Origin of the sequence: Flavobacterium sp. LMO8, from assembly GCF_009495755.1 — a bacterium.
Lineage (GTDB): Bacteria > Bacteroidota > Bacteroidia > Flavobacteriales > Flavobacteriaceae > Flavobacterium.
Window position 1 is genome coordinate 1 of the sequence record NZ_WIBJ01000027.1, and the last position, 14,460, is coordinate 14,460.

A 14,460-nucleotide genomic window follows, 5' to 3' on the forward strand; every position below is an offset into this window, starting at 1 on the left:
AGTCACATTCGAACAAACATCCGAAGCTACAGCACCACCATTGGAAGCTAACCAAGCGTTAAGTTGAGCGGTATTTCCAGCACCATCACATTGCACTTCTAAATTTGCAGCTTGAGTGGTGATTGTTGGATCAGTATCGTCAATGATAGTAATGGTTTGTATAATTGTTTGAGTGCTACATGCTGTATTTATTGTAAATGTTCTTGTTACAACTTGAGGACAATTGCCATTTGTAGTATCAACATAAGATATGTTATAATTTAATTGATTGTTTGATACGTTACCACCTGCATTAATAAAATCTTGAAGGCTAATATTAACAGGTGTTTCACTATATACTAAAGGATTAAGTGTCGAGGTATTACATCCATTTAAATTAACAGATTGAGGAGATGTAATTGTTGGATTTTCTACAATAATAATTTGTAAAGTATAATAACAACCATTAGCATTTGGTGGTACGGCATAGTAATCGAAACTTCCAAGTGCATTTGGAAATGGATTTGAACTTGTATATTCAATTGTATTTACATTTACAGGATAACTATTATAAAATTGTGTTCCGATAGGATAATTTGATGCAATTGAATTGAATGGAACTTGAGATATTGGACTACAATAATTAAAAACCAGTTCTGTATTCGTGTTTTGACAGTTTTGATTAATAAAGTTTGTTGCATCAATTGTAGTTGTAATTGGATCTAAAATTGGGTCTCCTAAACATAATCCACTGCTAACGTATCCTTGAATAAATGGTTTATTAATAATTTGAATACCGCTTACAGCACCAACACCGTTTATAAAACCATATAATGATGCAGAAGGAACACAATTTGGATTCTTTAAAAGAAAACAGTCTTCGGTAATCCTAACTTTATATATTAGCTCTCCTAAAATGGTTGTTGGAGTGCTAGGAACAGGAAGTGTCCCAATATCCCAAATCAAACTCCCAGAAGGACCATCAGTTGGGTTAAAATAGAGATTGTTTGGAGTAGGTAATGGACTAAAATTTATTATGCCCGATTGACTTCCATTCACAAATGTTGTTGAGTAAGGTAATTGAATTTTAATTTGTGCATTATTTATGTTTTCAGTACCTTCATTTAAAATTTTTATTGAGTATTCAATTTCTTGCCCGGGTGTTACTGTAGTTGTGCTAGTTGCAGGTAGTCCATTTATTGTAACTAAAGACATAACACCTTCTGGATCTGGAATATATGCATCAACAGCCATAGCAGCCATAAAAATAACATAAGTGTCTTGCGTTGAGCCATATCTTAGTGTGGTAGATGTTTGATTATTTGCTATTACTGTATTTCCTGGATTAGGAATATTAAACATTGAAATATCTAATCCAGTATTGTTGACAAGATTGGGACTTCTTGTATTACCACCGGTTTGGATTGAGGAATTGAAAAAATTAGTTGTTGAGTTGTCTGAATGATTTAAGGCTTGCCAATTATTATCACTTGATCTAAGTATATTGAAATAATCTCCACTAATATTTCTATCTCCTTCACCAGCCATTAAACCGATTTTAATATTTACTTGACCAGTTTGAACAGCATTAAATCCAGAAATTGGTAATTGATGACTTACCGTAGTATTTCCCTGCACATAAGCATGACCATCAAAAATGGTAATATCTCGCCACTTCATTTTAGAGTTTTCATAAACAACAATAATTCCCCATCCTCCATAATAACCTGTTCCACCACCATTTCCTTCTACAAGAGCAATGTCTGCAACAGTATATTGTCCTAAACCATTGGTTTTTACGTATTCTGTAATTTCTGCAAATGCAGAATACATAAAACCATCATTGTTCTGTGGATAATAAATATCATTAGTTCCTGCCGTAATTTCAGTATATGTTCCTGCTGATGGACCTTTTAACTGGACTTTTCTTTTATTAAACGTTTTGGTAACAGTATTTTTGGTAACGTTAAAAGTATCTGGGCTATTTGCTCCATCTGATGCTCTTCCTGTCCAATATAAACCTGCAAAAACAATTTTTGAACATTCTGGAATAGCTCCATTTTCTGTAGAAAAAGTCAAATTTGCGCTTGAAGAGTTAAATGTGTTTGAATCATTATCTACATCAACATATATCATATTATTATTACTGTTCAATTCATTTATATCATAACTATTAAGAGTTAAATTTGTGTTTCCTATAATAGTAAAATCCCCTTTAATATTATAAATACTAGTTGATGGACTTACAATTGCTTCTCTGGGAGTAAAATTTACTCTAACCTGAGAATGTATTGTAAAACTTAGTGAAAGTAGAATTATTAAAATTAAAGTCTTTCCACTAAAATTAACATCTTTTGAGTAATTTTTTGTATTCATAACTTGAAATTTATTGTGGAATACTTATTACGTAGGTTATAATTATATTCTGATTAATAAGATTTATAAAAGAAGGATTTTCTAAAAAATCTGTTTCTATTATAATGTGAATTACTTCTAAATTAGTTAAAGTATTTAATTGATTTAAATCTATTGGATTTGGAATGCTTTGAATTCTTAAAATGCAATATTTTAAATTTTGTAACTGTGTGGTATCAACTAAACTTAACTGATTTAAATTATTGTATCTAATATCTATTATTTCAGTATTAGCATACCTGATTCTGGATAAAGAATTTGAATCAACTAAAAATATATTTTTAGAATTTATAATCGACTCAATCTTATTTTTAATGTTTTGATTAGATTGAATACTTATATTTTGATAGTTGTGAACAACTTGTGCATTAAGTTTAAATACGAAGAGAAAAAAAAAGCATAAAAAATGTATTTTATACTTGAGTATTGTAAAACTTTCCATAATAATAATTTTAAAAATTAATAATTACAGTAAGTTGTTTTAAAGGGATATTTAGGGGAGTAAAAAAAACAAATCTTTTTTTAAATAATTTAATTTAACTTTTTTATCACATATCTATTACTTTTATTAAGTAATTAAAGTTCATATTTGGGTAACTTTTGTAGAAGTTTATTGATGCTAATTTACTCAAAAACTTATAGTTAGCTATAGTTAGGCTTGTATTTTCGATAAAGTGTTAAAAAAAATCTATTAACTAACTTAAAATTGGCAAAAGCTTTAACTTATAATTCAAAAAAATTGAGTAATTTAATTTTCTAAACTAATAACTATGAAAAATTTAATACTTATTAGACATTCTAAATCTAGTTGGGATGCTCCAGTTCAAGATATTGATAGATCTATCTCTCAACGAGGTGTTCGTGATGCGCATTTAATCGCTTCTAAAACACCAAAAATTTTACCTCCTTCTTACATTGTTTGGTGCAGTAAAGCAAAACGAACACAAGAAACGGCTTTTATTTTTTCACAATACTTGTCTGTTCCTCTAGAAACGATTTGTTTTTCAGAGGATTTGTACACTTTTGATGCTAAGAGTTTAGAAAAAAACATAAAAAAATGTGAAAATTCATATGATAGCCTAATTCTTTTCGGACATAATGAAGCTATTACAAAATTTGTTAATAAATTTGGTGACCTTTATATAGATAATGTGCCAACATCTGGAGTAGTTGCTTTGCAATTCGATACCGATGATTGGAGTAACATATCTAAAGGACAAACTAAAGCAACATTATTTCCAAGCCAGTTTAAAAATGAACAATCCTACAAATAACTATACCGATAGAGAAAAAAGTTGGTTAACCTTTAACGCAAGAGTACTTCAAGAAGCTAATGATGAGAACGTACCTTTATTAGATAGATTTCGTTTTCTTGGAATTTTCTCCAACAATTTAGATGAATTTTTCAGAGTTCGTTACGCAGCCATTCGCCGTATGAGCCTAGAAACTAATGAAACAGAAAAAATTCTAGGTGTTCCAGCAGAACAATTACTTAAAGAAATTACCGATATCGTTATTGAACAACAATCGGAAAGTTTGCGCATATTAAGCGAAATCGAAAAAAAGCTAGAAAATGAGAATATCTATATTATTAACGAAAAGCAAGTAACTAAAGAGCAAGAAACGTTCATACACGATTATTTTATTCAAAAAGTAAGTCCGGCTGTAGTTACCATCATGTTAAATGACTTAGAAGAATTTCCGCTTTTAAAAGACACTTCAGGTTATTTAGCAATTAAGTTAACAATGCGTTCTGCTGATGCATCAAATAAAGAAATTAGATATGCAGTTATCGAAATTCCTCATACTATAAATCGATTTGTTGTTTTGCCTACAAACACAGAAAAACAGTATATTATTTTATTAGATGATGTCATTCGACTTAACTTAGAAAGTATTTTTAACATATTCGATTGTGATGATATTTCAGCTCATATGATTAAAATTACACGTGATGCTCAGTTAGAATTCGATAGTGATTTGAGTAAAAGTTTAATGGAAAAAATTTCTAATTCGGTTAAAGAACGAAGAGTTGGAGAACCCGTTCGTTTTGTTTATGATCAAGCCATTGGAAAGGATACTTTAGAATTTTTCCTAAAAGGAATGAACATTTTAAGTTCTGACAGTATTATTCCTGGTGGAAGATATCACAATCGTAGAGATTATATGAACTTTCCAAATTTAGGTCGATATGATTTATTATACAGAGAAAATTTACCATTACCTGTTCCTGGATTATCGTTGGAAGGAAGTATTTTAGAGCGAATTAAAAAGAAAGATTATTTGCTTTACGCACCCTATCAGTCTTTTTCTTATATTATAAAATTTTTGCGTGAAGCCGCTTTAGATCCAAAAGTAGCTTCCATAAAAATAACCTTGTATCGTTTGGCAAAGAATTCTCAAATTGTAAGTTCTTTAATAAACGCTGCTAAAAACGGAAAAAAAGTAACCGTTCAAATCGAATTGCAAGCGCGTTTTGATGAAGAAAGTAATATTTCGTATTCCGAACAAATGCAAACCGAAGGAATCGAATTGATTTTTGGTGTTAAAGGTTTAAAAGTTCACAGTAAAATTTGTGTTATTGAACGCATTGAAGATGGAAGAGTTAAGCGTTACGGATTAGTTTCAACAGGTAACTTCAATGAAAATTCAGCAAAAGTGTATACCGATGTTACGCTTTTTACAAGTAATGTTGAAATTTTAAAAGACGCTGCAAAGATTTTCGATTTCTTTGATGTGAATTATCGAGTGCATCGATACAAACATTTTATAGTTTCGCCTCATTATACACGAACTCGTTTTAACAAGTTAATCGATAGAGAAATTATAAATTCTCTTTCAGGAAAAGAAGCCTATATTAAATTGAAAATGAACAGTATATCCGATTTTAAAATGACGGATAAATTGTATGAAGCTAGTAAAGCTGGAGTAAAAGTTCAATTGATCATAAGAGGAATTTGCTGTTTGATTCCCTGTGTAAAAGGATTAAGCGAAAATATTGAAGCGATTAGTATCGTAGATAATTATTTAGAGCATTCCCGAATTTATATTTTCGGAAACTCTGGCGACCCTGAAGTTTTTATTTCATCAGCCGATTTTATGACCCGAAATTTAGATGCAAGGGTAGAAGTAACCTGTCCTATTTACGATCTTGAAATAAAAAAAGAACTAATTGAAACATTCGAAATAGGTTGGAAAGCCAATGTAAAAGCTCGAATTCATTCAGCCGATTTACTAAATCAGTACAGAAAACGAGGCGATGAAAAACCGTTCAGAGCCCAACAAGAAATGTACAATTATTACCAAAACAAACTAGATGTAATTGCTGAAGAGTTGCAATAATAAAAGATAGATGATTACAATAAAAAAATATGCGGCTATCGATATCGGTTCCAATGCCATGAGGTTGTTGGTAACTAATATCGTAGAGCAAGAAGGTTGCGCTCCTCAATTCAATAAAAGTTCCTTAGTTCGTGTTCCCATTCGTTTGGGGCAAGATGCGTTTACGGTTGGTGAAATTTCGTTAGAAAATATCGACCGAATGGTAGATGCCATGAAAGCTTTCAAATTATTAATGAAAGTTCACAAAGTAGAACAATACCGTGCTTGTGCCACTTCAGCTATGCGAGAAGCGTATAATGGAAAAGAAGTTGCCGAAATCATCAAGAAAAAAGCCGATATTAAAATTGATATTATTGATGGCAAAAAAGAAGCAGCTATTATTGCGGCTTCCGATTTAAAACAATTTATAACTTCTGATAAAGCGTATTTATATGTAGATGTTGGTGGTGGAAGCACTGAATTTTCTCTGTTTTTTGAAGGAAAAATTATTGCTGCTAAATCGTTTAAAAACGGAACCGTTCGTTTGTTAAATGAAATGGTAAACGATATCGTTTGGCAAGAAATGGAAAAATGGATTAAAGCCAACGTAGAACCTTTCGAAAATATTACACTAATTGGTTCTGGTGGAAACATCAATAAATTATTTAAATTATCGGAGAAAAACCAAGACAAACCGCTGTCTTATATGTATGTGCAATCCCAATATCAAAAGTTGAACAGCATGACATACGAACAACGTATTGCCGATTTAGGTTTAAACCCAGACCGCGCCGATGTAATTATTCCAGCAACACGTATTTATCTAAACGCCATGAAATGGAGCGGAGCAAGAAATATTTATGTACCAAAAATTGGATTATCCGATGGTATCGTGAAAGCGATGTATTATGGGAAGATATAATTAGTCCCATCGGGACGACATATCGGTAGAAAAAAATATAGAAATCAATACAAGTCCCGTAGGGACGCCATCTCGGTAGAAAAAATAATAATTGGTTAACCGAGTCCCGTAGGGACGACATATTGGTAGATTTTGGACAACAATCGAAAATAATATTGATTTATGGCAAACACATACACACAAATTCACATCCAATTTGTTTTTGCGGTAAAATATCGAAACGGATTAATTCATTTATCATTCAAAGATGAACTATACCAATATATCACAGGAATTATCAAAGCAAATAATCATAAATTATTAGCAATTAACGGAATGTCAGACCATATTCATATTCTAATCGGAATGCGTCCAACACAATCCATTTCCGAATTAATGCAAATCATTAAAGCCAATTCCTCCAAATGGGTTAACGAAAAAAAGTTTTTGAAGGTAAAATTTGAATGGCAAGAAGGTTACGGAGCATTTTCGTATTCCAAATCACATGTTCAAAATGTAATCAATTATATTCAGAATCAAGAAGAACGTCATAAAACGAAATCATTTCAAGAAGAATATTTAGAATTTTTAGAAGCTTTTGAAGTGGAGTATGATGAACGTTATATTTTTAAAGAACCTATTTAATGTCATCCCTACGGGATTTTGAGCATGTGTCAGTGGTTTCGTTACCAATATTTCATCCCTAACGGGATTTATAAAATCTTATGATAAAGAAAATTAAATTTAGAAAAGTAAAAATATTATTAGGAGCTTTTATTACTCTATTATTGTTCTTAAGTTCATTTTATTTCTTATTAAAACCTGAATTTTTTATAAGAAATGTTTTTACTAAAGTGATAATTATTCAAATATTAGGTGTTATTGGAATGATATATTTTTTAGCTTTATTTTATTCCATATTAACTTTATTTTCAAGAAAGTATGCTATAATTATAACAGATGAATTTTTAATAGATAATTCAAAATATGAATCTTTTGGTAAAGTAGAATGGAATACTATTTTAAGAATTGAAAAATTTAAGAGAAAAAGTATTCAAATCTTTGTAGATGAAAATTTTATTAAAAATCGAAAAATGAATATACTTGAAAACTTTCTTGTTCTTATGCACAATTGGAATTATAAGAGAAGTATAATAATTTCAAATGCATTACTTGATTGTAGTATAGAACAACTTTATGAAGAGATTATTTTAGCTCATGAAAAACATAAAGAAAACTATAAGTAATTAAGATAATCTAAACATCCAAATCAAACGTCTTTCTCAACAATTCAATAGTAGGATTAATTTGTTTTAAACGTTCAAATTTTTCTTGTGGTGTAAAGGCATATTTGTTTTCAACGGTTTCATTTACAATTACTTCAATACTAATGTCGTGGTTGTGTAATTTACCACGTAAATAACCCATTAATTCATGACAACCTGATAAAAATTCCTCTTTCGTACTTTGATTTGGAAGTTCTAAAGTAATGGTGGTTCCGTCTAAGGTTGGATCGTTCATTTGCATGTAAGTAGCTAATAAACGTTTTCCGCTATCTGTCATCTTTTGAGCAAATTTATTCCATTGCAATAACATATCGGTTTCGTTAAAAACTTCCGAAGGTAATTCTTCTCTATGTTTTTGAAAGGTTTGTTGCTGCGCTTCTAACTCTTTTTTCGCTTTAATACTAGCTAATGAAAGTGCCGAAACTTTTGTTCCTGTCGGATTTAAATTTGTTAAAACGGGTTTAGGAATTTCTGGAACAATTGGAGCAATTACTTCATTTTGAACTTGAGGAATTTCTGCAACTTCAGGTTCTTTCACAACTGTTTCAGCAACTACAACAGGTTTTGATTCCTCAGTTGGAATTTGCGCTTTAATAGTTGGAACTTCAGTAATAGAGTAGGAGTTGTTCTTGTAATAAGTAGCCGGAATGATATATTTAGCTACTTTTTTTTTTCTCCATCAAAAGTGATAGAGGCTAATTGCATCAAACAAAGTTCAACTAAAAGTCGCTGATTTTGGCTGACTTTAAATTTCAAATCGCATTCGTTTGCCAATTCAATTCCTTTTATCAAGAAATCGTGCATGGCTTTGTGTGATTGAGCTGCATATAATGCTTGGGCTTGTTCGCCTGCTTCCAATAAAGGTAAAGTGGCAGGGTTTTTACAAACTAATAAATCTCTAAAATGTGAAGCCAATCCTGCAATAAAATGATGTCCATCAAAACCTTTTGCTAAAATATCATTGTAAGCAACTAATAAATCTGGAATTTTATTTTCTAAAATTAAATCGGTGATTCTGATGTAATATTCAAAATCTAATACGTTTAAATTTTCGGTAACCGCTTGTCTGGTAAGGTTTTTTCCACAATATGAAACTACTCTGTCAAAAATAGACAAAGCATCACGCATAGCACCATCTGCTTTTTGAGCAATAATATGCAAAGCATCATCTTCGTAAGCAACGCCTTGTTCTTTAGCAATTTCGGCTAAATGTTCTTTCGCATCTTTAACCGTAATTCTTTTGAAATCAAATATTTGACAACGCGATAAAATTGTTGGAATAATTTTATGTTTTTCGGTCGTAGCTAAAATAAAAATAGCATGTTTAGGTGGTTCTTCTAATGTTTTTAGGAAAGCATTAAAAGCCGCTTGCGAAAGCATGTGCACCTCGTCAATAATATAAACCTTATATTTTCCGGTTTGTGGAGGTATTCTCACTTGGTCGATAATACTTCGGATATCATCTACACCATTGTTAGAAGCCGCATCTAATTCAAATACATTAAACGAAAAATCTTCATACGGGTCATCATAACCTTCTTGATTGATTTTTCGAGCTAGAATTCTAGCACAAGTTGTTTTGCCCACACCACGAGGTCCAGTAAATAATAAGGCTTGTGCTAAGTGATTGGTTTCAATGGCATTTAATAAAGTATTCGTAATAGCTTGTTGCCCCACAACATCTTTAAATGTTTGCGGACGATATTTACGAGCCGATACGATAAATTGTTCCATAAATTCTATTGAATCACAAATGTAAGTAAAAGTTTAAAAGTTTAAAACTTTATGTGTTTAAAAGTTGGGATTAATTCGTGTTATTTGATTCCTAATTGATACATTTGCACCGCAGACCGCCTTATCGTCCGTGTTTATTCATGGGAGGAAAGTCCGGACACCAAAGAGTAGCATAGCGGGTAACGCCCGTCCGTTGAAAGGCGAGGACAAGTGCAACAGAAAGTATGTACAGGTAAAGCTGTAGTGAAACCAGGTAAACTCTATGCGGTGAAATGTCAAGTATATCAGCAGTTTCTGAGTAATCAGAATAAGGGCGACTCGTTCGATGTTGAAGGGTAGACAGCTTGAGTTACGTAGTAATGCGTAATCTAGATAAATGATAAGGCTCCGATTTATCGGAGACAGAATCCGGCTTATAGGTCTGCTTTTTTTTATTCTTCAATTAATGTAATAGGTTCACTTGAAACAATTGTACTTTTTGATTTTTCTATTTCAAATATTTCATTTTCTACAATACTATAATCTCTAATTATTTTTATAATTACTAAACAAAGTGGAATAGTAAAGATTTCATTTATTAAGTTTATTGTAGTTGCATTTATAATTTCGTCTAAAGTTTCAGCTTTTAAATTTAATCTCATGCCAATTCTTTCTAGGAAAGAAGCAATTATCCATAATGTCCACCAAAGGCCAACAAAAGTTACATTTAATTTTTTAGTGTAATTTGGTTTAATTTTTAAGATATATTTTTCAGACTCTACATAAAGTTCTCTCATTATTTGATATGGTCTAAAAAAGTTTAGAATAGGAACAAACCATGCACCTGCTGCCCAACCTTCGGTATGTTCAAGATGTTTTACTACTTGGTGTAAATTGTAATAAGCTCTTCTAAACCAAAGGATAAAAAAAAAATAGCAAAACACATATGCACTAAACATTACTATTCCAACAATAGATTGTCTTGAATCATTTGCTTCAGCTTCTTCTATAGTAAAACCCTCTAAGGAATTTAGCATTGAATATTGCATTAAATCAGAAATAATAGCAATGATATTTAAAATAAATATTATTGAAAATATTATGATTAAATTTCTAGCTCTTAATTTATTATTCTTTAACATATTGCAAAATTTTATCCTTCGTCTTCTTCTTCAATATCTTCTTCTTCGTCGCTTTCAAATTCGTAAAAAGAAAATACCGAACCACCATAACTTTTTGAAAAAGAGAAATTTGTTAGGTGTTCTAGTTTAGTATGTTTAGAATGTTCTACAATCAACATACCTTCTTCGTCTAAAATTTCGTTTTCGAAAATAAGCTGAATGATTTTCTCAAAATTTTCCTGACCTAAATCATAAGGCGGATCAGCAAAGATGATATCATAACTTGCTTTACTTTTTTCTAAAAACTTGAAAACATCACTTTTAATAACACTGATATCTAAATCTAAATCGGTTGAAGTTTTTTTAATGAAATTTACACAACCCATATCGCCATCAACACTAGTTATAGGTCCTGCACCACGAGAAGCAAATTCGTAACTGATATTTCCAGTTCCAGCAAACAAGTCGAGTACTTTTAATCCATGAAAATTAAAATAGTTATTCAAAATATTAAATAACGATTCTTTACACATATCGGTTGTAGGGCGAACAGGTAAATTTTTAGGTGCAACTAATCTACGCCCTTTGTGTTTTCCGGAGATAATTCTCATGAATGGTATAATATAAAGTGATTTCTTAAAGTAGTAGGAGTTATGTCTAAAATGTTAGCTTTATTAGAAACATCTAATAAACTACAATTTCTAATGTATTGAAAAGCTATTTTAAAGCAAGCATCATCTTCAGAACAATTTCCTAATATTTGAACCAAAATAGTTTCAGGATTCAGTTGTATTTGCTCGCAAGTGAACAAAATATAGTAAATAAAATCTTCTGGTGTTTTGTATTGAAATGAGTTGAAAAGAATCAATTGTTGATTTTTAACTACAATTAGTTCAAAGTGTTCTCTTTGAACGTGAACAAAGACTTGCTTTTCTTCTTTATTTTTGGATGAATCGAGTAGTTGTTTTACCAAAATAGAATTCGCATTTTGGTATTCAAAAGTTTCATATTGATCTAATAAGAAGTTGTTGATATTAACGAAAGGTACGTGAATGTTATTCATTTCGTAGGGAAAAACAACATCGTAAGTAAAAAAATCGGTTTCAAAAACTTTGGTATTGTATTGCAGATAACTCGCTAAAAAATTAGCATCAAATAATGAAGTAGGTACAAATGCATTCAGATTATTATCATGTACAACCATGACTTCATCATATGATTTTGTAAGGATAGGATAATCAACAAAAGTACGCCACAATTGTTCTTCAACAACTTTGTTCTTTTCAAAAAGAATAGAGGTAGAGTTAAGAACTTTATTTAATATTAAATCAAAGACACAAAAAGAAAGTCCACTCAAGGAAACCTGAATGGACAACTTTTTATATGTTTTTTGAGTAATGTCGTTATTCGTTATTACCATATTTCTTTGGCCAGTTACCAGTAAGGGAAACCTCTTCTAATGAACCTAAAATAATTTGAGGACCATTAATTTCGTCAATAGATTCAACTTTGTTTTCTTGTTTTACCAATTCTTGATCTAAATCTTTTAATAAAGCGTTTTTGTCAATTGTAGCTTGGAAAACAGAAATATTCATATCGTTTCTTGGAACCACATTAGTTTTCATAACTACAGGAACTTCAACAGTACCAACTTTAACAACGTTTAATCTTTTATAACGATCAGAGTTTTTGAATAATGAATCTTTTACTTTAACAGCTCCTAATTTAGTAATAATTACTTCGTCTTTATAGAAACCTCCAACTCCGTCAGCACCAACAGTAATTCCGAAAGCAGCATTTTTTGCAGCATCGATAACAGAAGTATCTTTTCTAGAAACAATTTCAAATTGTCCGTTTTCAACAAATTTAATTAGCTCTTCAAATGTATCAGCATATTTTCCGTTAACCGATTTATAACCTGTTTGAAGTTTTTTAATATCAAGCATTGTTTTTACAGCTACTTCGTAACGAGCTTCTTTTTCTTGTTTAAATTCAATAGGCTTCATAACTGAAGCGTATATTAAATATCCTAAAAACAGAGAAAGACCCCAAAGTAAAACAGTGAATATTAATTTATTTCCAGGTGTAACAAATTTATCAATTAGTTTAACCAATGCAAAGATTAAAACAATCAATACGACTAAATAAATAGCAATTTCTAACATTTGAATAATTTATTTTTAGTTAAATAGGTACGCAAATCTACAATTTTTTTTTCTACACAAAAGAATTTCTTGTAAAAATCATCAGTATATTTGAAAAATTAATATTGGCCAAATCCATTTTTATGACTTATAAGCTGTTTTACAATTTATTACAAAATAATTTTCCGCATCAACCCACACAAAAACAGGATGTTTTTTTTCAGAAAATAGCTGATTTCATTTTGAATTCAACGTCTGATGATATTTTTGTTCTCAAAGGTTATGCCGGAACGGGTAAAACAACCATAATTTCTACGGTTATTAATAATTTGGGCGATGTTAATATGAAAGCAGTGTTGTTAGCTCCAACAGGAAGAGCAGCAAAAGTGATTAGTAATTATTCTGGAAAGCCAGCATTTACAATCCATAAGCGAATTTATTATCCTAAAAAAAATAAAACGGGAGGAGTGAGTTTTACTTTACAACAAAATAAATTTAAGAACACCCTTTTTATAGTAGACGAGTCTTCTATGATTTCAGATACCAATCAGGATTCTAAATTATATGAGAATGGTTCCTTGTTAGATGATTTGTTTTTTTATGTGGAAGCTGGGAAAAATTGTAAGTTACTTTTAATAGGTGATACCGCTCAGTTACCTCCAGTAAATATGACTGTTAGTCCAGCTTTGGATATTGATTCGCTTTCACTTCACTATCAAAAAAATGTACATCATATTGAATTAGATGAAGTAATGCGTCAGGCTGAACATTCTGGAATTTTGTATAATGCCACTGAATTACGTGAATTATTACATTCGCATTTTATCGATACGTTTCAATTTAAGCTAAAAGGATTTAAAGATATTGTGCGCTTGCAAGACGGTTATGATATACAAGATGCCATTCATCAAGCGTATGATAATTATAGTATTGAAGATACCGTTTTTATTTTGCGTTCGAATAAAAGAGCGAATCAATACAACCAACAAATTAGAGCTTCCATTTTATCCAAGGAAAGCGAAATTTCTACTGGAGATTATTTAATGGTAGTGAAAAATAATTATTTCTGGCTGAAGGAAGAGTCAGAAGCTGGTTTTATTGCTAATGGCGATATCATAGAAATTTTAGAAATCAGAAAAATTCAAGAGTTATACGGATTCAAATTCGCCACTGTAAAAGTTAGAATGGTTGATTATCCTAACCAAATTCCATTTGACACGGTTATTATGTTAGATACAATTATGAGCGAATCGCCTTCGTTAACGTATGAAGAATCAAATAAATTGTATCAAGAAGTGTTGTTGGATTATGAAGAAGAACGCCAACAATATAAAAAGCTTCAAAAAGTAAAAGAAAATTTGTATTTCAATGCACTTCAGGTGAAATTTTCGTATGCTATTACCTGTCATAAATCGCAAGGAGGCCAATGGAAAACCGTTTTTGTAGAACAACCTTATTTACCAGATGGAATCGATGTCGATTATGTACGTTGGTTATACACGGCCATCACTCGTGCTGAAGAAAAATTATATTTAATCGGATTTAAGGATGAGTTTTTCGAAAATTAATACTTTTGTAAT

Annotated in this window: 14 protein-coding genes and 1 other RNA gene; 7 read left to right on the top strand and 8 right to left on the bottom strand. The window is 30.8% G+C overall.

Annotation, left to right across the window (positions count from 1 at the left end; genetic code table 11):
• The coding region (locus GFJ94_RS03525) for a DUF11 domain-containing protein (RefSeq protein WP_153200212.1) at positions 1-2,355 on the bottom strand (2,355 nt) is incomplete at its 3' end.
• Between the two features lie 10 nt (positions 2,356-2,365).
• Entirely contained in the window at positions 2,366-2,836 is a 471-nt protein-coding gene (locus GFJ94_RS03530) for a hypothetical protein (protein ID WP_153200213.1), read from the bottom strand.
• A 328-nt stretch (positions 2,837-3,164) separates the two neighbouring features.
• On the opposite strand from GFJ94_RS03530, the gene GFJ94_RS03535 reads away from it, so the two are divergent.
• The 5 genes from GFJ94_RS03535 to GFJ94_RS03555 all read left to right on the top strand — a co-directional run bounded on the left by GFJ94_RS03535 (position 3,165) and on the right by GFJ94_RS03555 (position 7,863).
• Positions 3,165-3,668, top strand: a complete 504-nt coding sequence (locus GFJ94_RS03535) for a histidine phosphatase family protein (protein ID WP_153200214.1) — start codon at positions 3,165-3,167, stop codon at positions 3,666-3,668.
• Complete coding sequence (gene ppk1 / locus GFJ94_RS03540) at positions 3,649-5,736, top strand: polyphosphate kinase 1 (RefSeq protein ID WP_153200215.1); 2,088 nt, start codon at positions 3,649-3,651, stop codon at positions 5,734-5,736. The genes GFJ94_RS03535 and ppk1 overlap by 20 nt, the downstream gene beginning before the upstream one ends.
• Before the next feature lie 10 nt (positions 5,737-5,746).
• Complete coding sequence (locus GFJ94_RS03545) at positions 5,747-6,637, top strand: Ppx/GppA phosphatase family protein (RefSeq protein ID WP_153200216.1); 891 nt, start codon at positions 5,747-5,749, stop codon at positions 6,635-6,637.
• 162 nt (positions 6,638-6,799) lie between these two features.
• On the top strand, positions 6,800-7,261 hold the full coding sequence (gene tnpA / locus GFJ94_RS03550; protein ID WP_153200217.1) for an IS200/IS605 family transposase: 462 nt from the start codon (positions 6,800-6,802) through the stop codon (positions 7,259-7,261).
• 80 nt (positions 7,262-7,341) lie between these two features.
• The gene (locus tag GFJ94_RS03555) at positions 7,342-7,863 is read left to right on the top strand and encodes an STM3941 family protein (protein WP_153200218.1); all 522 of its coding nucleotides are present in this window, start codon (positions 7,342-7,344) and stop codon (positions 7,861-7,863) included.
• A 10-nt stretch (positions 7,864-7,873) separates the two neighbouring features.
• On the opposite strand, the gene GFJ94_RS03560 is transcribed toward GFJ94_RS03555, so the two are convergent.
• On the bottom strand, positions 7,874-8,440 hold the full coding sequence (locus GFJ94_RS03560) for a DNA polymerase III subunit gamma/tau (protein WP_238989432.1): 567 nt from the start codon (positions 8,438-8,440) through the stop codon (positions 7,874-7,876).
• A 122-nt stretch (positions 8,441-8,562) separates the two neighbouring features.
• Positions 8,563-9,636: a DNA polymerase III subunit gamma/tau gene (gene dnaX, locus GFJ94_RS03565; RefSeq protein WP_111565815.1), complete on the bottom strand. Its 1,074-nt coding sequence runs from the start codon at positions 9,634-9,636 to the stop codon at positions 8,563-8,565.
• A 108-nt stretch (positions 9,637-9,744) separates the two neighbouring features.
• On the opposite strand from dnaX, the gene rnpB reads away from it, so the two are divergent.
• Positions 9,745-10,068, top strand: an RNA gene (gene rnpB, locus GFJ94_RS03570) — RNase P RNA component class A.
• Here rnpB and GFJ94_RS03575 read toward each other — a convergent pair.
• From GFJ94_RS03575 to GFJ94_RS03590, 4 genes are read right to left on the bottom strand one after another with little or no spacing between them, the layout of a single operon-like run.
• Positions 10,068-10,757, bottom strand: coding sequence for a DUF4328 domain-containing protein (locus GFJ94_RS03575; RefSeq protein WP_153200219.1), 690 nt, complete (start codon positions 10,755-10,757; stop codon positions 10,068-10,070). The genes rnpB and GFJ94_RS03575 overlap by 1 nt on opposite strands.
• Before the next feature lie 11 nt (positions 10,758-10,768).
• A complete protein-coding gene (gene rsmD / locus GFJ94_RS03580) occupies positions 10,769-11,347 on the bottom strand; it encodes a 16S rRNA (guanine(966)-N(2))-methyltransferase RsmD (RefSeq protein ID WP_153200220.1) in 579 nt (192 codons plus the stop codon).
• Positions 11,344-12,156: a DUF3822 family protein gene (locus tag GFJ94_RS03585; protein WP_153200221.1), complete on the bottom strand. Its 813-nt coding sequence runs from the start codon at positions 12,154-12,156 to the stop codon at positions 11,344-11,346. Before GFJ94_RS03585 ends, rsmD begins: the two co-directional genes overlap by 4 nt.
• Positions 12,140-12,901 (bottom strand): hypothetical protein, encoded by a 762-nt coding sequence (locus GFJ94_RS03590; protein ID WP_153200222.1) that lies wholly within the window; start codon positions 12,899-12,901, stop codon positions 12,140-12,142. The genes GFJ94_RS03585 and GFJ94_RS03590 overlap by 17 nt, the downstream gene beginning before the upstream one ends.
• A gap of 122 nt (positions 12,902-13,023) precedes the next feature.
• On the opposite strand from GFJ94_RS03590, the gene GFJ94_RS03595 reads away from it, so the two are divergent.
• Positions 13,024-14,448, top strand: coding sequence for an ATP-dependent RecD-like DNA helicase (locus GFJ94_RS03595; RefSeq protein ID WP_153200223.1), 1,425 nt, complete (start codon positions 13,024-13,026; stop codon positions 14,446-14,448).
• Positions 14,449-14,460: the final 12 nt, after the last annotated feature.

Bases quoted from the DNA above. Each gene is read 5' to 3' on its own strand.
- GFJ94_RS03530 (WP_153200213.1), bottom strand. From the start codon at position 2,836: ATGGAAAGTTTTACAATACTCAAGTATAAAATACATTTTTTATGCTTT.
- GFJ94_RS03535 (WP_153200214.1), top strand. From the start codon at position 3,165: ATGAAAAATTTAATACTTATTAGACATTCTAAATCTAGTTGGGATGCT.
- ppk1 (WP_153200215.1), top strand. From the start codon at position 3,649: ATGAACAATCCTACAAATAACTATACCGATAGAGAAAAAAGTTGGTTA.
- GFJ94_RS03545 (WP_153200216.1), top strand. From the start codon at position 5,747: ATGATTACAATAAAAAAATATGCGGCTATCGATATCGGTTCCAATGCC.
- tnpA (WP_153200217.1), top strand. From the start codon at position 6,800: ATGGCAAACACATACACACAAATTCACATCCAATTTGTTTTTGCGGTA.
- GFJ94_RS03555 (WP_153200218.1), top strand. From the start codon at position 7,342: ATGATAAAGAAAATTAAATTTAGAAAAGTAAAAATATTATTAGGAGCT.
- dnaX (WP_111565815.1), bottom strand. From the start codon at position 9,636: ATGGAACAATTTATCGTATCGGCTCGTAAATATCGTCCGCAAACATTT.
- GFJ94_RS03575 (WP_153200219.1), bottom strand. From the start codon at position 10,757: ATGTTAAAGAATAATAAATTAAGAGCTAGAAATTTAATCATAATATTT.
- rsmD (WP_153200220.1), bottom strand. From the start codon at position 11,347: ATGAGAATTATCTCCGGAAAACACAAAGGGCGTAGATTAGTTGCACCT.
- GFJ94_RS03585 (WP_153200221.1), bottom strand. From the start codon at position 12,156: ATGGTAATAACGAATAACGACATTACTCAAAAAACATATAAAAAGTTG.
- GFJ94_RS03590 (WP_153200222.1), bottom strand. From the start codon at position 12,901: ATGTTAGAAATTGCTATTTATTTAGTCGTATTGATTGTTTTAATCTTT.
- GFJ94_RS03595 (WP_153200223.1), top strand. From the start codon at position 13,024: ATGACTTATAAGCTGTTTTACAATTTATTACAAAATAATTTTCCGCAT.